The 21,166-nt window shown below is 45.5% G+C and carries 16 protein-coding genes; 4 read left to right on the forward strand and 12 right to left on the reverse strand.

The features are described 5' to 3' along the window. Nucleotides 1–9: 9 nt before the first annotated feature. The 6 genes from QP775_RS18300 to QP775_RS18325 all read right to left on the reverse strand — a co-directional run bounded on the left by QP775_RS18300 (nucleotide 10) and on the right by QP775_RS18325 (nucleotide 8,596). Nucleotides 10–2,754 (reverse strand): putative bifunctional diguanylate cyclase/phosphodiesterase, encoded by a 2,745-nt coding sequence (locus QP775_RS18300; protein WP_285108202.1) that lies wholly within the window; start codon nucleotides 2,752–2,754, stop codon nucleotides 10–12. 152 nt (nucleotides 2,755–2,906) lie between these two features. Continuing rightward, entirely contained in the window at nucleotides 2,907–4,427 is a 1,521-nt protein-coding gene (locus QP775_RS18305; protein WP_481857270.1) for an MDR family MFS transporter, read from the reverse strand. A 110-nt stretch (nucleotides 4,428–4,537) separates the two neighbouring features. Then, complete coding sequence (locus QP775_RS18310) at nucleotides 4,538–6,133, reverse strand: ATP-binding cassette domain-containing protein (protein WP_239329400.1); 1,596 nt, start codon at nucleotides 6,131–6,133, stop codon at nucleotides 4,538–4,540. A 58-nt stretch (nucleotides 6,134–6,191) separates the two neighbouring features. After that, complete coding sequence (locus tag QP775_RS18315) at nucleotides 6,192–6,794, reverse strand: ECF transporter S component (RefSeq protein WP_239329401.1); 603 nt, start codon at nucleotides 6,792–6,794, stop codon at nucleotides 6,192–6,194. A 103-nt stretch (nucleotides 6,795–6,897) separates the two neighbouring features. Then, nucleotides 6,898–7,671: an energy-coupling factor transporter transmembrane component T family protein gene (locus tag QP775_RS18320; protein ID WP_285108205.1), complete on the reverse strand. Its 774-nt coding sequence runs from the start codon at nucleotides 7,669–7,671 to the stop codon at nucleotides 6,898–6,900. Between the two features lies 1 nt (nucleotide 7,672). Beyond that, nucleotides 7,673–8,596, reverse strand: a complete 924-nt coding sequence (locus QP775_RS18325) for a TetR/AcrR family transcriptional regulator (protein WP_239329403.1) — start codon at nucleotides 8,594–8,596, stop codon at nucleotides 7,673–7,675. A gap of 268 nt (nucleotides 8,597–8,864) precedes the next feature. Here QP775_RS18325 and QP775_RS18330 point away from each other — a divergent pair, with 268 nt between their 5' ends. From QP775_RS18330 to QP775_RS18340, 3 genes are all read left to right on the forward strand, one after another. Next, a complete protein-coding gene (locus tag QP775_RS18330) occupies nucleotides 8,865–10,442 on the forward strand; it encodes an MDR family MFS transporter (protein ID WP_239329404.1) in 1,578 nt (525 codons plus the stop codon). Nucleotides 10,443–10,975: 533 nt separating this feature from the next. Beyond that, entirely contained in the window at nucleotides 10,976–11,197 is a 222-nt protein-coding gene (locus tag QP775_RS18335; protein ID WP_239329405.1) for a helix-turn-helix domain-containing protein, read from the forward strand. A 267-nt stretch (nucleotides 11,198–11,464) separates the two neighbouring features. Next, nucleotides 11,465–12,049, forward strand: coding sequence for a DUF3238 domain-containing protein (locus QP775_RS18340; protein WP_239329406.1), 585 nt, complete (start codon nucleotides 11,465–11,467; stop codon nucleotides 12,047–12,049). Between the two features lie 40 nt (nucleotides 12,050–12,089). Here QP775_RS18340 and QP775_RS18345 read toward each other — a convergent pair whose 3' ends face one another. Together QP775_RS18345 and asnB are read right to left on the reverse strand one after the other, a co-directional pair. Then, nucleotides 12,090–12,572: a hypothetical protein gene (locus QP775_RS18345; RefSeq protein WP_239329407.1), complete on the reverse strand. Its 483-nt coding sequence runs from the start codon at nucleotides 12,570–12,572 to the stop codon at nucleotides 12,090–12,092. 227 nt (nucleotides 12,573–12,799) lie between these two features. Then, complete coding sequence (asnB, locus tag QP775_RS18350) at nucleotides 12,800–14,647, reverse strand: asparagine synthase (glutamine-hydrolyzing) (protein ID WP_239329409.1); 1,848 nt, start codon at nucleotides 14,645–14,647, stop codon at nucleotides 12,800–12,802. Nucleotides 14,648–15,048: 401 nt separating this feature from the next. On the opposite strand from asnB, the gene QP775_RS18355 reads away from it, so the two are divergent. Beyond that, a complete protein-coding gene (locus QP775_RS18355; RefSeq protein ID WP_285108209.1) occupies nucleotides 15,049–16,149 on the forward strand; it encodes an alpha/beta hydrolase in 1,101 nt (366 codons plus the stop codon). A 54-nt stretch (nucleotides 16,150–16,203) separates the two neighbouring features. On the opposite strand, the gene QP775_RS18360 is transcribed toward QP775_RS18355, so the two are convergent. The 4 genes from QP775_RS18360 to QP775_RS18375 all read right to left on the reverse strand — a co-directional run bounded on the left by QP775_RS18360 (nucleotide 16,204) and on the right by QP775_RS18375 (nucleotide 21,147). After that, nucleotides 16,204–17,061 carry a DMT family transporter gene (locus tag QP775_RS18360; protein WP_285108211.1) on the reverse strand — a complete coding sequence of 286 codons (858 nt, stop codon included), beginning with the start codon at nucleotides 17,059–17,061 and terminating at the stop codon, nucleotides 16,204–16,206. A gap of 162 nt (nucleotides 17,062–17,223) precedes the next feature. Next, nucleotides 17,224–18,966: a glycoside hydrolase family 35 protein gene (locus tag QP775_RS18365; protein ID WP_285108213.1), complete on the reverse strand. Its 1,743-nt coding sequence runs from the start codon at nucleotides 18,964–18,966 to the stop codon at nucleotides 17,224–17,226. 431 nt (nucleotides 18,967–19,397) lie between these two features. Continuing rightward, the gene (locus QP775_RS18370) at nucleotides 19,398–20,672 is read right to left on the reverse strand and encodes a methyl-accepting chemotaxis protein (protein WP_239329414.1); all 1,275 of its coding nucleotides are present in this window, start codon (nucleotides 20,670–20,672) and stop codon (nucleotides 19,398–19,400) included. Nucleotides 20,673–20,712: 40 nt separating this feature from the next. Further along, a complete protein-coding gene (locus QP775_RS18375) occupies nucleotides 20,713–21,147 on the reverse strand; it encodes a disulfide oxidoreductase (protein ID WP_239329415.1) in 435 nt (144 codons plus the stop codon). Nucleotides 21,148–21,166: the final 19 nt, after the last annotated feature.

Here is a 21,166-nt window from a genome sequence, read left to right on the forward strand (position 1 = left end):
CATACCGTTTCAACCCCCAAGTTGCGCCGCTCCGAGTATCCTTTCTACAACCGAAAACTCATGAAACCGAGCGGCAAATTCATCCGCTGCAAGCGGTGGACTGATGAGATATCCTTGATATTGCATACAATGAAGCGACTTCAAATGGATAAGCTCCTCAATTGTCTCTACACCCTCAGCCATTACTTTCAGATTCATGCTTTTCCCGATCTGAATAACGGCTTGTACAATCGAGGCATTCGCTTGATCATGCTGCAAGTGACGAACAAATGACCTGTCCATCTTTAGGACATGGATAGGCAGCGTTTTTAATCGGCTTAAAGAGGAGTAGCCTGTGCCAAAATCGTCTACCGCGATCCGGATTCCACGTTTCTTCAGTTGTCGGAGTACATAGTTAGCTTGTTCCACATGCTTGTGCACGTAACCTTCCGTTATCTCTAGGATCAAATGATGCGGATTAAAGCTTGTTTCTCTTAAAATTCGGTCCACCATTGCTACAAAGTCATGATTCAAAAACTGCCTCAGCGACACATTAACGGATAGTCCAAACAACGGCATATTCCCCGTCTCCATCCAGGCATTATGCTGAATGCAAGCTGTACGCAGCACCCATTCCCCTATAGGAATAATAATACCTGTCTCCTCCGCTAGCGGAATAAACTGAGCTGGTGAGATGTAGCCTCGATCCGGGTGATTCCACCGTATAAGCACTTCTACTGCCGTCACTTCTCCGTCAGCACTTACAATTGGCTGATAATGGAGCAGCAGCTCATCTCTCTCCATTGCTTTGCGCAGCTCGCTTTCCAGCATGGATCGCTCCGGAAGCTGTTCCGGATGGAGCTGATCATAGAACATGTAAGTCTGACCGCCTCGATCCTTAGCTGCGTACATCGCAGTATCCGCATGTTTCAACAATGTCGTGAACTCTTGTCCATCTTGAGGATAGACCGCTATTCCGATTGCTGGCGATACATACAGCTCATACTCCAACACAAAGAAACTGTCGCTAAAGTGCGACAAGATACGCTGTGCAACCGTCTTCGCATCTTGCCTTGTGCTGTCTTCAAGTACAATCACAAACTCATCGCCACCCAACCGAGCGCACATATGTGAGCCGCTTAGCTTCGACATGCAACCGCTTAGTCGTTGAGCGACCCTTACAAGAAGCGCATCCCCCACATTATGACCAAGCGAATCATTAATGTGCTTAAAGCGATCCAAATCGATAAACAACAGCACAATTTGCGAGGATTTAATCTCAGCTGCCTTGATCGCCTTCTCCAAATTAATAGAGAAGTAGTGGCGGTTCGGCAGTTGGGTGAGCGTATCGTAATAGGCAAGCTGCTGCAGTCGTTCTTCTGACTTTTCCAGCATATTGGTCTGATCAAGCAATTTCTCATTCATGCGGTGCATCTCACGAAACATCTCGATCAATCGCTCGGACATCATCTTGAAGTTGTGAACAAGTGACCTCACTTCTCCAATGTTGCTGTCAGGCCACGGGACCGATTGCTGTGTAAGCAGCTTCGTTGGCATGCCAGTCGTTATTTCTTTCAAATTGCCTAAAGAACGTGTGATATAACGGGTGACCATCAAGGCAATACCGCCTGCTAACGCACACAACAAGAACAAGGTCAAAAACTTCTTCAGATACATCTCAATTGTACCCTGTAAATAGTACGAGATCGGAATAAACGTCATTACACGATGGGCCGGATGATTGCTGATCGTCTTCTCCAGCACATAATAACCATCATTCCAGCGCCTAGTGTCATAATCATATTGGTGTTCTGGCGGCAACCATCGATAGAACATCTTATCTACGTTGGGATTGGCTGTACTGCGCGTTACTTTGTCACTTAAAAGGGCTAAAGCAACCTCATCAATTTCACCTTGTGGTCTATAAGTGTTCATAGAATCGAACCAGCGCGGATCGGTTGAACCGACAACATGGTCTTGTTCATCGTATACGGCCATCTTCAACAGGCTGTGAAGCGAGTAGCTATTCAGCTTCTCTTCTACTTTCCCAGTCTCGATAATGGAGCTCAGATACAGGCCTTGCTGTTCTTTTGGGCTCATATTTTGCAGCCAGTCCGTCATAAGGCGCGATTGCGTTTCTACCAGACTGAGCGAATCCGTCTCAATCTCTTTACGCATTTGTTGGCTATCCAACACCATATTGATCATAAACGGGATAAATACGGCTGCAACACAGAGGTGGGTAAGTAATTGACTTAAGGATACGGTCTTCTTCTCCGAGTCAGGAATAATCCTTGACCATGGAAAATACGTGATGATGATATCTGCAATAAAGGCATTAAGCAGGCCATTCATCGCAAACATAAAATATTGCAGCAGTGCTTCGGAGCTATAAATATCAGTCTGCAGGTAAAAAAATAATGTGGCGAACGGCGCGCCGATAACAAACCAAAACACCCCGTCCCAGAGAAGCAAGTGAGCTTTTCTTCGTTCGTACAAGTATCCGACCATAATCAACTCGAGGCCAATCAGCAGCAACGTAATTGAACCGTGTCCGAAGAAGTAAAGCCCTAAGCTGACTACAAGAGCCGAGCTCGCAGCCCAATAAGAGCCAAACAACACAAGAATAACGAGCAAAAAGGCACTGCAAATCATAAATTCCGCGCCATATGAATACTGTATGCCGTATTGCGTGGATATGGCCGCCAGAATGATGAGCAGCGCGCAGACGACACTCGCACGAAGCGAATGATAAGGCATGAGAGTACGCGGCATAGCGGTGATGCTCCTTTACATGTCAAACGCATTCCATCTATACTCCATCTGCGTATAGAAGTTCCCTGTACAATCATTTCGACACCAACCTTACTTTTTCCTACTCCACAATCAGAAAAAAACCGACAACAATTAGTTGTCGGTATCTGTCTCTAATTCGCTTGTTTACAATGCTCTTCCGATGGTTGCTTCTTGGCAGCTGACTGATGCGCTGGCATCAACCAGACGAACAACCAGCTTATCACAGCAAGTACCGCTAATAACATAAATACACTATTTAAGCCGTTCTCTAGAAATTGGCGTAGTTGGACAAGCAAATCCGGTGCCAGTTGACTCGCCTTTTCCGGTGTTAACAATTTATTCAGGTCCTCATTGGTCACTTTAGAAGCCACTTCAGGCCCCGCATCACGAACCGCCTGTGCAATGTGACTGTTCAAAAAGGTGCCGAATACCGCTATGCCCAAAGTTTGTCCTAGTGTACGAATAAACGTATTCAGCGCTGTTGACGCACCACGCAGATTCCAAGCTACGGTAGATTGTACAATGATCGTAAAACACGTAAAGGAAAATCCAAAACCAAGTCCTGAAATAAAGGTAAGCGCCATAATCATCCACATCGAGGTATGCCCGCTTATGCTGGCGAGCCATACCGAACCAACTACAACTGCTGTCGTTCCTATAGCTACCGCAAGTCTTGCGCCGCTCTTGATCAGCATACGCGCACCAACAACGGAGCCGATCAGCCAGCCAATGGACATCGGAGTTAAGGATAATCCCGAATGCTGCGCACTTTCTCCCAGCACCCCTTGTATCCAAAGCGGCATATAAGAATTAATACCGATAAGTACTCCGCTCAATAAAAAGCCTACCCCATTGGAGACGGCAATGTCTCGAACGCGGAACAGTTGGAGTGGAACCATCGGCTCCTCTGTTTTTAATTCAATTCGGAAGAACAACAATAAAAATACAACTGCAATTCCAATGAGCGTATACATAACAGGGGAATTCCAAGCAATATCCTGACCACCCGTTATAAGCACAAACAAGAATGCTGTCATCCCAATCGTAAACGTCACCGCACCTGCATAATCAATCGGCTTATTCTTACGCTCAACCTTCTCGTGGAACGTCACGATGATCATCCATACCGATATAATGCCAAAAGGTACATTAAAGAAAAAGATCCAATGCCACGATAAAGAGTCAACAAAAAAACCGCCAACTAGCGGCCCGACCAGCCCGGCAATTCCCCAGATCGAACTGAAAAGTCCTTGAATCTTGGCCCGTTCTTCAAAGTTGTAGATGTCGGCAACCATCGTAAATGTCACCGGCAGCACCGCGCCAGCTCCTATCCCTTGAATCGCTCGAAATATGATCATTTGGGTCATATTTTGAGACAAGCCGCACAACATCGATCCGACAACAAATAACACGGACCCAAAAATAAATACATTTTTGCGTCCAAATAAATCAGACAACTTGCCAAATAACGGCGTGGATACGGCCGTCGTTAATAAATATGCTGCATAGACCCAGCTAATAAGCTTAAGTCCCCCAAGATCGGCTACAATCTTGGGAATAGCCGTACTGACAACGGTAACTTCTATTGCAGCTAGAAAGGTAGACAATAGAAGTGCCAACGTAACCATTTGACGGCTGCGCCCAGGCTTCATTGTCGCTTCGTGGCCATTCTTATAGGCACTACCATTTAACGTCTCGCTAGACATATTGATCCTCCTAATGCTATCTGCTGAGAAAGGCCGAGAATCAAAATAATCTCGTCTTACATCCGCAGTATTCCTTCATGCATCTTCCAATTAAGCCAGTCTGAATATTCTTGAGCAGCTTCCGTCCATATTTTATCATGAGTGGCTACGACAACGGCAGCCCCGCGAGCTCTTGCCTGATCGCACCAGCTCATAACGTCGAGTGCTGCTTGCAAGTCCAAACCCGCTGTCGGCTCATCCAACAAAATGAATGCGGGGGCATGTGCAGTTGCAATAAACAAGCTAAGCTTGCGCTGTGCAGATAAAGAACAATCATGAGGATGACGAGCAGCATCGTGCAGCATATCAAGCTTCAACAGCTGGTTGCGGCACCACTCCTCGGCAGATAAAGTTTGATCAAGTATAATACCAGAATTGTACAAAGAATCCCGCACGACCATACATTCTTTCCAGACCTGATCGGTAATAAATGACGCATAAGCTTGTTGAGGCGCATATCCAACATAACGGGCTAGTTGTTCCGCCTTCATCATACGTAATTCACAGTTGTTAAACAAAACAGATCCGCGATAGCCGCGTAACGCGCCGGTCAATACACGGAATAAAGTTGATTTGCCCGCACCGTTTACGCCGTTCAGCAATATGCCCTGCCCTCCACGCACCTCAGCAGTTACACTGCGCAACGCTTCGGGTCCATGCGAGTAGCGGGCAGATACCGAGTCAAGTACAACGTGAACTGGCATAGTCTGTTCCTCTTTTGTCCGCGAACTTGCTGCCTCCTCTTCTGAAATGCTGACAGTAGCCATATGGGCACGGTTTACAGGGGCGACAGATTTATACGGTTGGAGCTTGCCGTCCTCCAGTTCCCAGCATGCCGCCTGCTGCCAAATTGGATACTGCAAATCCTCCGTATCGATTCGTGGAACCGTCATCCATAATGTACGAGTAGCTGAGCGTTCACCGTTCGGGTACATCCATTTATATAGCGATGCTGCAAACTGCCCGCGTCCCTCTGCGTCCAGATGGCTCCAGGCGTCATCAATAATAAGCACATCCGGCGCCATCGTCCACACCGATGCTGCTGCTATTCGCTGCTGTTGGCCTCCAGACAACCGTTCTACCTTTGCCTGCCGGTACAACTCCATACTCACTGCTGTCAATTGGACGTCAATTCTACGCTCGATCTCTTCGGCATCTACTCCCATATTTTCTGGACCAAATGCGAGCTCATCCTCAACTACACCAATTACAAACTGTTGAGCAGCGTCACCGCCAATATATCCAATTATAGGAGAAAGCTCTGGTGGGAGACATAAGGAACTTCTCTTAGACGCTTTCCATTCTTCGCCTTCGCCTGTTCCGTGAATTGAACTATCTGCTCCCTCCTCACACTCTAACCAGCCAACATGACCAGACAAACTGCCGTCATGCTCATGCATTAAACCTGCAAGCAGCTTGCACAACGTGGTTTTGCCACTCCCATTACGACCGACAACAAGATGAACAGAACCCGGCTTGATCGTTATACTGCACTCCTGTAGTACCGGCGTACGCTCCCCTACATAGGTAAAGGTCACGCGTTCTACACGCATGACCTTCTCCGCTCTGTGCAGGGGCTGCTGCAAACTGTACTCCATCTGTCGTCGTTCCACAGATAGCCCCTCCCTTGTGTATGCTCTTACATAATATTAATCGTAAAATCGATTGGACTCAAGCTTGTTTAGAGCGAGAATCTCGTCCAATTGCAAACGGACGAACATATCGTGTTCCTGCTAATTGATCACCCAGCCACTTGGTTAGAGCACCGCAAAGCAGCATTCCACTTAAACACCGCACAGCCAAAGTAATAAGCAAGATTACAGCTGCATACTTCGTATACCCAAACATAAATGCCGCAACTACAAACCATAACGGCACCATAATAGTTCCCACTAACAACATCGTAACCCACCCGAACCTTTTGTACCGATACAAATAGAAAATCGGCTCCACGATAACAGCGTAACATGCCGCTGCAGCTATTGCAGACCAAGCACCGTAGGCTACCCCGATCATAATCTGCAGCAATGCACCTATAGCATAGGTAAATAAGGCCGCGCCTGGCTTGCGAATAATATACATAGCAAGCAAACCGTAAACCATATACAACCCGGTCGTAGTTGATGTAAGTATAGGTCCTCCCCATGCAGTCAGCAGCTTGTTAAGCGGTGAGATCAAACTAGATAGCACGCTGTTGGATGCAGCTAAAAGTGCCATCAGTACCCACTCGGTAATCGTGATGGACTGTATAAATGATTTACCTACTTGTCTCATGTAAATGTTACCCCTCTTCAAATAAAAATGGTTTACCTTTATATAAGGTACAAGGGGACCTTGAGAAATGCAAGCGTAAATTATTTAACACGCGCCTACAAGGCTACAGCCAGTATAGGGAAGTGACTGCGGTACCTATAGAAACCGCAGCCAACCCTATCCCCTGAGGCCGAATTCGCAGCTTTCGCCGCAGGGTCCGCTGTCCGCCTTGACCAAAGCGCTTCGCCTCCATTGACGTCGAGACGATGTGAACATGGCGAAGCGCAGCCTGGGTCACGGCGAGCAGCAGTTGACGAGCGGAGCGCAGCCGCTCGCCAACCCCGCGTGCGGGCGCCATGCGCCGCAGGCGCTGCGCATGGCGCATCTGCTCCGCTTCGGCCAGCAGCAGCGGCACGAAGCGAAGCGCAATGGCAGCCGCGTACGCTATGCGATCCGGTACGCGCAGCTGGCCTACAAGCGCGACGACCACATCGCGCGGCTCCGTGGTCGTCGCATACACGATCGATGACGCCATTAACGTCATCGATCGCAGCGTTAAGCTGACCGAATCGCGCAGCGCCTCTTCGGTCAGCAGCTTCCCGGTTAGCGACGACAGAATCGGCGTCTCACCCGGGAGCACGAGCCATTGAAACACAATAAGCGGTATGCCAAAGCCCAGCAACCAAATGAAGAGCAGCCTCCATTGTCTGCCGCTCCAATCCCCCCCTGTCCATGCAAATAAGAGGACAGAAGCAAACCAGGCAGCTTGTCCCGCCAAAGACATTGTCATCATGACGGCTAGGCCTGTGCTGAGCAGCCATATTCCTTTTGTAATCGGGTCCAGTCTATGCAGCCATGCTCGGAGGCGGACTGTTCCGCTCTTGCCGATGTTAACCATACTACAACTTTAACCCCCTACCGCTCTCCACCGCTTCCGTCAGCAATACGATTCCCTTGAATACATCCGCGACAGCCTCGTGAATCAGTGAATTTGGCATCGACTGGAGGAACATCGCCATAGCCCGTGCTTTCACGCTATCTCCATTACCCTTTAATACTTCAGATTCCAGCACCGTATAAGCCTGCTCCGCTTCTTCTTTATGCTTCACATCACAATCCCAGGCTGCAATTGTATCTTTGAGCTTCCATACCGTATTTAGTAGTTCTTGCTGTTGCGGAGATATCCCAATCCGACCTGCACGAATGAAGTCATTCATCATATCATCGGTGAGCAGCGGTTCCGTCTTACGTTTCATAAAATGCTCAGCAGATGCATCCAAAACACTCATAATAAATCCACTTACTCTCTGATAATCGATATGTTTTTTATCAAAAGCTGTATAATTCATAAACTCAAAAGTCATCCCACTTAATACAGCTGCCAAGTCCAACCAGTAAGGTTCCGCTTGAGAGCCGTACACTTCACTAACAATATGCCGGTAAGTAAAGAAGCGCTTCGCTCGGAAATCAAATATCATCTCTTTAAGTTCGCGCTTCTGCTGTAAATGTGCTTCTTTTCTTTGCAAAAAAATAAACATTTTAAATCGAACAAACTGTTCCAATGATTGGGTAATTAATCGTTCCATCTTGTCTCGCGGGGGCACCTGTTCAGCTAAAGTGTCACGAAGTTTCTCGTACATATGCTGGTGATAATATTCAAATATTGTAGTCATCAGCTCTTCCTTTGAACGGAAAAACGTGTAAATAGACCCTTTCGCGATACCAATTCGATCCGCAATTTCTTGAATCGACGTATCATGGTATCCCTTTTCGGCAAATAACGCCAAGGCGGCTTCCATAATCTGACGCTTCTTCGGTTCCAATGTGACTCGGCCTCCTCACCGATGTCATTTGACCATAAAGTCATACATCGGTTATGTTCTACCCCTAATGGTAACACAAAGCTCTTTGTGAAAGAAATATTTTAGAACGAAAACATTTGACTTTTAGGTCATCACAGTATATATTACAAGTCATGATTATTTTTGACCACTTGGTCACGCCAGTGTCCAAAGCGTCAGTAATGTGCGGTCGCGTGAGAAAGAATACAGCACTAGGCACAGATTTAGAAAGGATTAAGGTGATATTCACATGAGTAATGACCACGTAAAGTCAAGGCGCAACATGGTGTTGGCCGGGCTGATCTTAGGGATGTTCTTTAGCGCCTTGGAACAGACAATCGTGGGTACGGCTATGCCAACGATTATTAAGGAGCTTAACGGATTCTCCTTCTTTGCTTGGGTAACCACGGCATACATGATCTGTTCCACGACCGTTATCCCAATTGCAGGAAAACTGGCCGATATGTTCGGCAGAAGATTTATTTATTTGATCGGCTGGCTCATCTTTGTTGTCGGCTCCGCTCTTTGTGCGACTGCGACCAATATGGAGCAGCTTGTCATCTATCGAGCCATTCAAGGCTTGGGCGGCGGTATGCTGATGCCCATGTCGCAGACGATTATCGGTGATATATTTGACGCTGAACAGCGGGCCAAGTGGCAGGGCGTATTTGGAGCCATATTCGGCTTAAGCTCTGTTATTGGGCCGTTCATCGGCGGGTTTATTGTAGACCATATTAGCTGGCATTGGATCTTCCTGATTAATGTACCTTTTGGTTTGTTGTCTACAGCGCTTATTTTTATTGGCATGAAGGCGATTGAACAGCCTAAAATTTCAGTGTCGGGCAAGCGACCACCAATTGACTGGTCCGGCATTATGACACTAATCCCGTGCTTGGTGCTTATGCTGCTGGCCTTGTCCATTGATCATGAGACCTACCCTTGGGATTCCTTCACGACTTTATCATTGTTCGCAGCATCATTTGTATTTCTAGTCTTGTTTATCTTTGTAGAGAGACGCGCAGAGGAACCGATTATCGACATGAGTTTGTTTAAGAGCCGTGTATTTAATGTATCTTCTGCACTTGGTTTCCTTGTAGGCTTGGGTATGTTCGGAGCAATTATGTTTGTGCCTATGTTTATGCAAGGTATCCTGGGTGTCTCCTCCACTCAAGCAGGTTCGACGATGACACCTATGATGATTTCCCTTATTGCAGCTAGTATACTTGGGGGAAGAATGCTCTTAAAAGTACCTTACCGCAGTGTACTGGCTGCAGGTATGGCTATTGCCGGTATTGGTTTTTATTTGATGAGCACAATGGGGGTTGGCACTTCACAGTTCACCGCTTATATGTTTATGATTGTGCTCGGATTCGGAATCGGTCTGGTGATGCCTACGATTACCATTGTCGTCCAAAATGAGTTTCCGCGCGAGCAGCTTGGTACGGTTACTTCGTCGACTACATTTTTCCGCTCTATCGGGGGAACAATTGGTGCCACTGTATTTAACGTCATAATGAACGAAGTGGTCAAATCCAATATGGCCTCTGCCACAGCACAAGCAGACCCTATGGTCAAAGGGATGTTTGAACAGATTGGAACGGATTCCAACAAGCTGTATCAGATTTTGGTTAATCCTGAGGTGCAGCAGAAAATTCCAGCAGAAGCGAAAGACACAATTATTAATCTCGTTAAAGACAATTGGTCAGCTTCTTTCTCTACCGTATTTTTGAGCGGCCTGATTTTTATTGTGCTGGGTATACTCGTATCGCTGTTTATTGGTAAGGGAAGACTACAGCCAGGCAGCAAAGAGAAACAAGGCGTAGCTTAATTAAGTTAATTATTAATTAATAATTGGAGTCTGTAACTATACTGAATGCAAAACTTCCATGTCACTTTCCAGTGATGTGGAAGTTTTTTTATCCTTTTTTATTATAAAATATTACAATTTTTGTCTTTGTTAATCGAACTAAAAATATTATTATAGGAACATAAGTTCTTATTTTGGTTGTTAAATACTATTTCTGCTCTCCATAATTTATGAAGTCATTAATTATATAAGGGGCGTATCATAATGAACCAAAGCTTAAGTGTTATTGATTCTTATAAAGAGGAACTTCATAGAATCGCATGGCGTTTGCAATATCGAGCGAGAAGAAATTGTAATCGCGAGCTTCCACTAACTCATAATAGTCCACAGCCTGAGAACTCGACTGAGTGGGTCGAAACAATCTTATTGCATCAATTGATTTCCTCTATACCTTCAGCTACTGGGAAAAAAATTATAAATGAAATATACCTACAAGATAAGACTGAGGGACAAGTTGCTCAAAATTTAAATATAAGTCAACAGGCGGTGAATAAATGGAAGAAAAAAAGTCTCCTTTTTCTATATCAGAAGATGAGTTCTCAAGACTGATTCATTTAGCCCAACAGAACAACAATGACGCCATCGTAAAGCTAATAAATTTCTTTAAAGAAGACATCATTCATTTGAGCAGGTTTATTAAAATGCCACAAGAAGATGCCGTTCAAAGTATGATTGTGGAATTAATTGAACTGTTTAAAAAAAGAAAAGCTCGTTAACACGTATGCTATTCGAACCGAGTCTTCACCAGAAATTACCCTCAACAATGTACTTGCATACTATGATGCGGATCCCCTGTCATTACTAGTAGTTCTAATATTATCACTATAAATACCTATAATATTTTGTTCCCTTTTTTAAATCAAGGTTGTTAATTGACCCTCTGAAACACCTTATACATGAGAGCATAAAAAAGAATTAATACAGGGGGATTGTATTAATTCCGAAATTCCCTATGCTGCATCAAATAAAAAGGAGTGGTTTAGATGGCTAATATTGTAGTATTGAGGGTAGCTGCTTTTATTCCTCAAGATTGGATTCTTTTTTGGTCAACCTCTGCTGTTGATGTGTACTATAATGGAAATAACAGGGAATTTACTTACTATACTGAGAATCAGCCAAGTCTTTCAAAAATGGTCCAGCATATTGTGGTTGATTTTAAAAACAAAGTGATTACACCCTATAAGAGTGTAGGGCCTACAACGGAGAAGACAGTTAGCAAGAAAGGTGAGGCAACTCGTTATGCACATAAACAAGCAGGAGATGAAGGACTAACTTTTTCACAGAAAAGTATAAGCAGCAGCTCTGCATCTTTTTCCATTCGTGCTTCGACTGGGAATCCATTGTTTACGGATGCTCCAAATATTGATTGGAAATACGACGTTACTGTAAAAAGCGACGGTACTGTCACTGTAGTTGGTGAGCATGATGGCTATCCTGCACATGAAATTTACAAACGTGTTGATAACGGTACCCCTGTTAAGATTTATACACACGACCCTAGAAAAACGGGCGATACTCCACTTTCTTTAGGCGGAGATATGGAGTACAAGGTAGATAAAACGGTATAATCAGAATACAGGTCAAGCCTCTCCACAAGCTTGACCTGTATTAAATTACATTTTGATTAAGTACACCTAGCGTTACCACGATAACAAGTATAGAAATAGCCGTATAAATCTTTACACCCTGTTTTTTCTGTGCAACATGGCAGCCATAAGAGAACACTAAAGCTGTCCCAGTGAAAAATACATAAAAAGGAAGTGCTTCAGAAGATACAAAGTAGCTAATATCTACAAAAAAACGAAATCCCATCATTACGGCAGCTATATAAGTTGGGATAATTCCCACTAGTATAAATATAACGGTGCGTATAAAAAATGATGACACGCTTTTTATCTTAAGAACCAGATCGATACCTAAATAACAAGCTATTACGATAAAAATGTAAGATGGGGCCGTCCAAGTTATGAGTTTCCCTATTTCGTGAACAATATTTTGTTGGTATATAAATAAAAAAAGGCAAACATAAAATAGAATCCCTGTAAAATAGCTCGATACAGCAACAAATCCAAAAAATAAAGTCCTTCGCATGCTACATTCACACCTTTCTGTTCTAGTTTTTTCCACCACAATATTAATATACCATTTGATTCCAAATATCAAAAGGATTTAAATAAGCAAATTGCATATAATGGTTTGAATGTTACTATACCTCCTTTATTTCCCATTCAGTAGGAATCAAAAAACCGCTTGTGGTCTCACCCTACCTGAATGAGTGTCCATAAGCGGTCTTGTTGTGTTTATTCAGTATTTAAACATTACACGTGTTTAATAAATGTCGCATGCCAAAGTGCAAACACATACAACACCCATAGCTTACGTGAGTAATCACCTTGTCCGGCTTTATGGCGGCGGAACATATCTTCAACCGCGCTTAAGTTAATGATTGGATCGATCCCGCTCGCAGAGATATGCTCCCACATCGTATCGGCCCGCTGTGTACGCATCCAGTCACGCATCGGTACCGGGAACCCAAGCTTCGGTCTATTTAGCACCGAATCCGGAATAACCCCCTGCATCGCCTTGCGCAGTGCATATTTGGTCGTCCCTTCCGCAATGCGGTATTTCATCGGGATACGACGTGCGACATCAAATACTTTGCGGTCTAGGAACGGTACTCGCAGTTCCATCGAATGCGCCATCGTCAACTTGTCCGCTTTCATCAAGATGTCACCAGGCATCCACAGATTCATATCGATATACTGCATGCGGGATACTGGGTCCAGATGCTTAGTCCGGTCATAATATAATTTTGCCTTGTCAAACGGCTTAGAGAACGTCTCAATCTGCTCTTCTGTTGCACGCAGCAGACCTAGCTTCGTATCATCTGAGAAAATATTAGCGTTGCCTAAGAAACGCTCTTCAAGCGGCGTGGTGCCACGCATCAAGTAGTTCTTGCCGTAGAAATTCGGCATCTTCTTCAACATCTGATTCACTGAGCGCTGCATTCCCTCCGGCATCCAGGAAAGATAGCGCAAAGAGTGGGGTTCCCGGTAAATCCGATACCCGCCAAACAATTCATCCGCCCCTTCGCCAGACAATACTACCGTGACGTGCTCGCGAGCCAGTCTTGCTACTTCATAAAGCGCAATGGCGGATGGGTCTGCAATCGGCTCATCCAAATGCCAGATAGCACGTGGAACGGCGTCAAAGTACATTTCTTCCGTTATCATCCGATCATAATGCTCCGTATCGATTTGACGCGCTGTATCACGGGCAATAATGGTCTCGTTATTCGCGCCTTCAAAGCCAACACTAAACGTCTTGATGGGCTCCATTGAACGCATCAGTGTAGACGTGATCGTTGAGTCGATACCACTCGACAAGAAACATCCCCGCTGTACTTCACTATGCAAGTGATGCTTCACGGAATCCGTCATGACATCCCGAATCTCTTCGAGCACTTGTGACAATGGACGATCCATCGGGTCAAACATCGGGTCCCAATACTTACGAATCTGTGGAGCACCTTCGAATGGTATCGTAATGGTATGGGCCGGCGGCAGCTTATGTATGCCGTCATACATCGTATCCGGGTCCGGGACATATTGGAACGTCAAATAATTGTAGAAGCTGTTCATGTTTAATTGGCGCGGCATTCCGGGAACGGTGAGCAAGCTCTTGATCTCCGAACCAAACGCAAACATATCATGGTTATAGAAGTAATACACCGGCTTAATTCCAAAATGGTCTCGTGCCAGGAACAGTTGCTGCTTGTTGCGATCCCAGATGGCAAAACCGAACATGCCCCTCAAATGATGGACGCAATCCTCGCCATGCTCTTCATACAAATGCACAATAACTTCTGTATCTGTATGGGTCTTGAACTGATGACCACGATGGATCAGATCGTTGCGCAGCTCCATATAATTGTAAATTTCCCCGTTAAACACGATCCAGACCGAATCGTCCTCATTACTCAATGGCTGAGCGCCTTCCGCCACATCAATGATAGACAGACGACGGAATCCAAGTCCCACGCGATCGCCGATCCACAACTTGCCATCATTCGGTCCACGATGATGAATGACCGACATCATGCTGCTAATAATATGTTCAGACGGCTGTTGACCGTCAAAATTCAATAGGCCCGCTATTCCACACATTGTTCTCCCTAACCCCTTCGCTAACACGTATAACAGTGTCGAATTAATTCGTATTATGAAATCCCTGCGACTAACGCGGAGGGCATTGCTGATACATTATACAGCCTTCGCTACATTATAAACCTTTTTGACGGAAAACGACACCGCCGACAACAATCGATTCTCAAAAATCATACTCTCCATCATAGTACAAGATACCGCCCTATGCCAATATTACTTTTACAGTAAATATTTATAACATATGTATAATTTAAGATATAGCAGTTGACATTCTTTCCGAATAAAGTGGCCTGTATTATCTTATATTCCTACTTCGTTAAGCGAATACCATGTGACTTATCTGAACAAATTAAGAAATACCGATCCCAACGATACAATACAGACCAAAAGGAGCGATCAGTATGTTGGCGTGGATAGCAGCAGGAATTTTCATTTTTATGCTTTTATCGATCTGGCTGCTCCCGCATTACGCTGTCAATCGGATGACGCAAATGAAATGTTCTACATATGAAGGCTGTTTCGATATGCTGGAGGAATACAAAGTCTACAGTCGTAAACAGTATGAGGCGCTTTATAAAGAAGATATCACCATCATGAGCCATGACGGGTTGAAATTGTGCGGAGTGTATATTGAACAGCATCCTCAATCTAAACGTATAGTCATCCTCATCCATGGCTACACTGCCGCACTGCCTTGGTCTGCGCAATTTTTGCCTTTATTTTCTAGACTAGGATTTAACGCATTGTTGATTGACCAGCGCAGGCATGGAAATAGCGAAGGTAAATATACAACATTTGGATATAAAGAAAAATACGATGTTCAAGCGTGGGTAGACTGGGTCGTCAACCGTAAAGGTGATGATTGTATCATTGGCCTTCACGGTCAATCTCTAGGTGGAGGAACTGTACTTGAGTATATCGCGATCCATCGCCCTCAGGTGCGTTTTGTTGTAGCAGACTGTCCATACTCCGATCTGACAAAGCTCATTCGACATCAGGTTACAAAGCTCAATCACATGCCTGCTTGGCCCACCATGACTTTAGTAAATCGCTTGTTAAAGCGCAAGGCAGGATTCAAGATGGAGGATGTAAGTCCTATTCACATTATTGCACACAGCAAGCTGCCGATTATGTTTATACATGGAAAGTCTGATATCTTTGTCCCTACTTATATGAGCGAGGAAATGTTTAACATTAAACCCGGGCCTAAGCAGCTGCTGCTCATTGATAAAGCGACCCACGGCGTAGCTTACTGCTACGATCAGGAACTATACGAAGCAGAAGTAACCCGATTTGTGCAGCAGCATGTCGGAACATATGCTGTGCTATCGGAAAGCTTAGCCAACAGGGGCGAATATGGAGAGTTGGACTCCTATTCAGCTGATAACTGTCACACTCCTACCCCAGTACGCCACGCTGCCTGTTCCGAAATGGCCGCACAAGCCGCAACAGTGTCTCATGAAGACTCTGACAATGACTATGACAACGCTCCACAACAGTAACAAACAGACAGGCTGACTGTAACAAACATACAAGTCACCTGTCTGCTCTCATGTTCATACAGAGCTGCCGAATAAGCCGACAAGCAGCATACCACACGTAATAACAAGCGACATTACAATGCGTGACATTCCCTGTTTTTCTTTGAGCACCCACATGCCGAGTATGGTGCCGAATACGATGCTGAATTCCCGAAGTGGAGCTAGCTGCGCCAGTGGGGCTAGATTCATCGCAAACAAGAAGATCAAATACGAACCTGGAGTTAAGAAGGCTCCCAATATAATTGTCTTCCAATTATGTCTCCATTCTTCCTTCAACCGTTTGGCTCTGCGCATATCAGGGAACAACATGACAAGCGCCGCCAGATTGGAAAGCTGTAATAATCCTAGCGGTGACATAAACGTCACCACACTTTTGTCGATTAGCGTGTAGCCCGTGATGCATAGTCCGATAGCAAATGTGAGCTTCATTACACCTAACTGCTCTCTCCAACTAGAGCTCAGTAATCCGCCAATAGCAAATAAACCGCCAACAATACAGATTAAGCCAAGCCAGCCCAGGGCTGTTAAGCTCTCTCCGTACAGCAGCATGCTCATCACCGGAACGAGCAGCGCCCCTGTCCCCCGCATCATGGGATACATACGGGACAACTCACCATATTGATATGCTTTGCTAAGGAGCAAGAAGTAAAGCCCTTGGCATAAAAATGTACAGACAAGCAGCCCAATCTCAGCCCAGCTAGCGTCCATAACCATCATATCTTGAACAAAGAACGGCATAAATATAATACTCGCCAATACATGCAGAGACCATAAAAAGGTAGACTTGTGCAAGCTCCTTTTAGCAAACAAATTCCATATAGAATGTGTAAGAGCCGAGCATAGTACAAGTGCTACGCCTAAATATACGTCCATTATCGCCAAACCCTTCTTTCTTCTGCAAAGTCCATGTTGTAACCTTCTAAATCACAGGCTTATCGTAAGCGGTCACCTGCTCTGCGTCAATGAGGCAAAATTAGCGATAACCTGGCATTGAGAGCTTGTGACCAGCCCATAAATACCTTTCCTTAACAACACTTACAATTGCGGCTCTTTTCTAAATTGAAGCGGTTTGCCTGGAGCATGAAGCTCAAATACAACGATTTGATTAGTTCCTTGTTTTAAAATAGGTGCTGGCACATATAGGGATTGCTGAGGTCCTACTTCCCAATAACGGCCCAGATTAAAACCATTAATGAAGACAACACCTTTTCTCCAATTGTTCAAATATAAGAACGTATCCGCTGGCTCGCCTTCAATAACAAGCTCTGCCTCGTAGAACGCAGGCTGCTCACCGTCAAGTGTTGATGCAGACACATCAAATTGGACCTGGGCTATGGATTCAAGAGGAATCGTCCGCACCTCCCAATGAAACTGAAACTGATTGTTTAGACGTACGCCATGCGATATGCCTTTGTGATCAATCAGCTCAGGGCCATAATTAACCCGCCCCATATTTTCCACGAGAATATCAAGTCTTGCTCCTCCCTCGGGTATTACCACTGGAATAGACGTGGGATTCCATCTCTCCACGACACCAATCAGCTTTTGATCTATAAATACAAGCGCTCGATCACGCACGTCTTGGATCGTTAATTGGCTCTCCGGTCTTGGACCCGTAATCGTAGTGGAATACATAATAAAACCCAGTCCTTGCCCATAATGCTCCATCGGCTCAGGACATATGCTGTGATGAAGATCCGAGATCGTGTCCAGCGTGTCCCATAGCCTCACGCCTCTGAAAGGTGTCACCTCGCCATATGCAGCCTTCGGCAAATTCGAAGGCAAAGGCTCTTTCGGCAGCTCCACATATTTGCCTATGACACGACGAAAGGCCTCGAACTTCGGTGTTAAATCACCCGCTTCATTAATTGCAGCATCATAATCATAACTCGTCACCGTAGGTTCATACTTACCGCCATGGTTAGCACCATTCATAAACCCAAAGTTAGTACCACCATGCAGCATGTAAAAATTAACGGAGGCGCCGCGCGCCAATATTTCATCAAGCGATTGAACTGCGTCCTCCGCGCTGTGTGTATGATGCTCCTCAAACCAATGGTCAAACCAGCCGTTCCAATATTCCATGCACATTAGCGGCGCATCTGGCTGGTACTCCAGCAGCTTGTCGAATGCTTCGTCCGAGCGAGAGCCAAAGTTCACAGTCGCCCAAACTCCCTCTGCCATACCTCCCTGGAGCAAATCGTCATGTGGTCCGTCAGAGGTAAACAGCAGGACATCCACACCCCGTTCAATTAACATATCCCGCAGTGTATGCAAGTAGGCTTTATCATTGCCGTAGCTGCCATACTCATTCTCAACCTGCATAGCAATAATAGGACCGCCATTAGTAGACAAAAGTGGAGTCAACAATGGGATCAACTTGTCATAATAGGCTGCGACTTTCGCTAAATAACGAGGATCACTACAGCGAAGGCGCATCGGCGTATTTAAGAGCCACGCAGGCAAACCGCCAAACTCCCACTCCCCGCACACATATGGTGTTGGCCGCACAATCACATATAACCCCATTTCACCCGCCAAACGAACAAAACCAGCAACATCATTTATGCCGTTAAAGTTAAAATGGCCTTCCCGTGGCTCGTGCAAATTCCATGCCACATATGTCTCTACCGTATTGCAGCCCATTGCCTTCAGCTTGCAAAGACGATCTGCCCAATATTCAGGTACAATGCGACAGTAATGCATCGCCCCAGAGATGATGCGAAACGGTCTATCGTGCAAGAGCATTTGTTGGCCTTCCCACGTAAGCTGCGTCATATGTTCTCCTCCTAAAACATCAAATAGGTTAGGTATAACGTTCATGATAGCGCTTTTTTAGGGATTGACCATGTAATATCTTTACCTGTACATGTACAAATGTGTGAAAAAGAAGCTGCTCTCCCCAGCCTTCATACCATATGCTGGGCTTACCCCAGTCCGAGAAGAATGTAAATCTAAAACATCGACGACTAACGCAGGCTATTTTTCTCCTTGAAGTCCATCAAAAATCCATCAAGAATGATAAAGATGCCGGAATAATCCCTTTACACAGCAAAAAGCACCGTACAAACGGTGCTTCTTAAACTGATTACGATGTAACGATTGGTTCTAGCCAGACTTACACATTTACTACGAATACTAGTATAGGGCTCCGGACTGTAAATGATTAGTGTTCTACCGAAGTCAATTATAACGCTATAAGAATAGTTTCATGCCTTAAAAATCGCAATCTGTGCACGCAAATGATCCGCTTGTCCACGCAGCACATCAGATGAAGCCGCCATCTCTTCCATGACTGCGGTATGCTCCTGCGTAGCACTGGCAACCTGACGGGTACCTGCCGCTATTTCTTCCGCAATTGCTACCATCTGACGAGTCTGCTCCAAAGTAGTTGCAAATCGTTCAGTCTGTTCATTCACCGATTCGACAATCTCATGAACGGCAGAAGAAGCTTGACGTGTCACCAGTGCGATATTTTGCAAGGCTTGCTCAGCATCTTCCTTTTTGTCCGCCTCGGTGTTGACCGTCTTCACCTGCTGTGTGATCAATCGCACCGCTTCTACGACTTCTGCCTGCATTTGCACGATTCGATCATTAATATCGTCGACTGCGGTTGCGGATTGCTCTGCCAGTTTGCGTACCTGTGAGGCAATAACTGCGAAGCCAGCTCCTTGTTCACCCGCTCGCGCCGCCTCAATAGAAGCATTTAGTGCCAATAGATGGGTCTGATCTGCTATCTCTCGTACGGTGGTGGAAATACTGCCTATCTGCTCGGCTTGTCCGTTGAGGCGTTGAACCGTTGCAATCGAGGCTTGTCCAGAGGAAGCGGCATTCAACATGCCGTCAATAATGGAGGCTAGCAATCGTTCGCTCTCTGACAATGTTTCAAGCATATGTGCGGTCATACGTTCCGTTTCATCTGCTCGCTTGCGAACTGCGGCAGCTGACGTATGTATATGCTCTACAGTAGAGGTCGTCTGTGCTGTCCATGACACTTGGCGTTCGGCTCCGTGACTCATGCCATCAGCGGTTTCCGAGATCTGCTCAATCTGATGCGCTGCGTGTGTCATCGCATCGCTTAGTGTAACCGTGTTCCGGGTAGTGACTTCAACACTGGACTTGATCTCTTGAATCATGCGCTGAAGATTGCAAATCATCTTGCCAAATGCACCGTTAAGTACTTGGACTTCATCGTGGAATGGGTAATCTGGCAGCGTGACGTTCAGATTACCCTCCGCTGCTTCTTCTGCTGCCTTGGTCAAGCGGACGAGCGGCTTTACAATAAAACGGGCTGCAAGCCACCCCAACAAACATGTCCAAAATATGCCTAGCGAAAATATGATCGCGTCAAATGCCAATTCGCTCATACTTGGCGCAATGTAAGGCTTCAGTACAAAAATAAAAAAACCGCTAGTCGTATACGTCACCGTTGATACAGCTAGAATACCGAGTACCATTTTCTTCTGCAGACCAAATTTCATCATTGATCATCCCCCATGTCTGGTAACCTTTCTATATCTAGCGTTATGCTTCGACATCGGATTGCGATTCGTGCTTGCGCGCTGCAAACAACAATATCGTAATAAGCAGGAAAGCAGTAAAGGCTAGGAGCGGAATCGTAATCCAACCGTACATATCCAAATAATCATAGTTACATGGAATACCTACACGGCAAGGAGTGATTGCAGCCAAGCCTGGCACTTTCTGTTCTAAATAATGATACGTGGAGATAGATCCTCCTATAATAGCAAGAGGAATCGTGTATTTTATAATGCCGTAGTCTTCGCGGTATGCCCCGATTCCAAGCAAAAGGACGAGCGGATACATAAAGATCCGCTGCAGCCAGCACAGCTTGCACGGCTCCCACAATAGAATCTCGCTCATGTAAAGGCTTCCACTTGTTGCCAGGAGCGCAATGAGAAAAGCAAAATAAAGTGCATATTTACGAATAAATGTCATACTCGGACGACCTCCTTTA

Origin of the sequence: Paenibacillus sp. UMB4589-SE434, assembly GCF_030226685.1 — a bacterium.
Classification (GTDB): domain Bacteria; phylum Bacillota; class Bacilli; order Paenibacillales; family Paenibacillaceae; genus Paenibacillus_B.

Bases quoted from the DNA above. Each gene is read 5' to 3' on its own strand.
- QP775_RS18300 (WP_285108202.1), bottom strand. From the start codon at position 2,754: ATGCCGCGTACTCTCATGCCTTATCATTCGCTTCGTGCGAGTGTCGTC.
- QP775_RS18305 (WP_481857270.1), bottom strand. From the start codon at position 4,427: ATGAAGCCTGGGCGCAGCCGTCAAATGGTTACGTTGGCACTTCTATTG.
- QP775_RS18315 (WP_239329401.1), bottom strand. From the start codon at position 6,794: ATGAGACAAGTAGGTAAATCATTTATACAGTCCATCACGATTACCGAG.
- QP775_RS18320 (WP_285108205.1), bottom strand. From the start codon at position 7,671: ATGGTTAACATCGGCAAGAGCGGAACAGTCCGCCTCCGAGCATGGCTG.
- QP775_RS18330 (WP_239329404.1), top strand. From the start codon at position 8,865: ATGAGTAATGACCACGTAAAGTCAAGGCGCAACATGGTGTTGGCCGGG.
- QP775_RS18335 (WP_239329405.1), top strand. From the start codon at position 10,976: ATGGAAGAAAAAAAGTCTCCTTTTTCTATATCAGAAGATGAGTTCTCA.
- QP775_RS18340 (WP_239329406.1), top strand. From the start codon at position 11,465: ATGGCTAATATTGTAGTATTGAGGGTAGCTGCTTTTATTCCTCAAGAT.
- QP775_RS18345 (WP_239329407.1), bottom strand. From the start codon at position 12,572: ATGCGAAGGACTTTATTTTTTGGATTTGTTGCTGTATCGAGCTATTTT.
- asnB (WP_239329409.1), bottom strand. From the start codon at position 14,647: ATGTGTGGAATAGCGGGCCTATTGAATTTTGACGGTCAACAGCCGTCT.
- QP775_RS18355 (WP_285108209.1), top strand. From the start codon at position 15,049: ATGTTGGCGTGGATAGCAGCAGGAATTTTCATTTTTATGCTTTTATCG.
- QP775_RS18360 (WP_285108211.1), bottom strand. From the start codon at position 17,061: ATGGACGTATATTTAGGCGTAGCACTTGTACTATGCTCGGCTCTTACA.
- QP775_RS18365 (WP_285108213.1), bottom strand. From the start codon at position 18,966: ATGACGCAGCTTACGTGGGAAGGCCAACAAATGCTCTTGCACGATAGA.
- QP775_RS18370 (WP_239329414.1), bottom strand. From the start codon at position 20,672: ATGATGAAATTTGGTCTGCAGAAGAAAATGGTACTCGGTATTCTAGCT.
- QP775_RS18375 (WP_239329415.1), bottom strand. From the start codon at position 21,147: ATGACATTTATTCGTAAATATGCACTTTATTTTGCTTTTCTCATTGCG.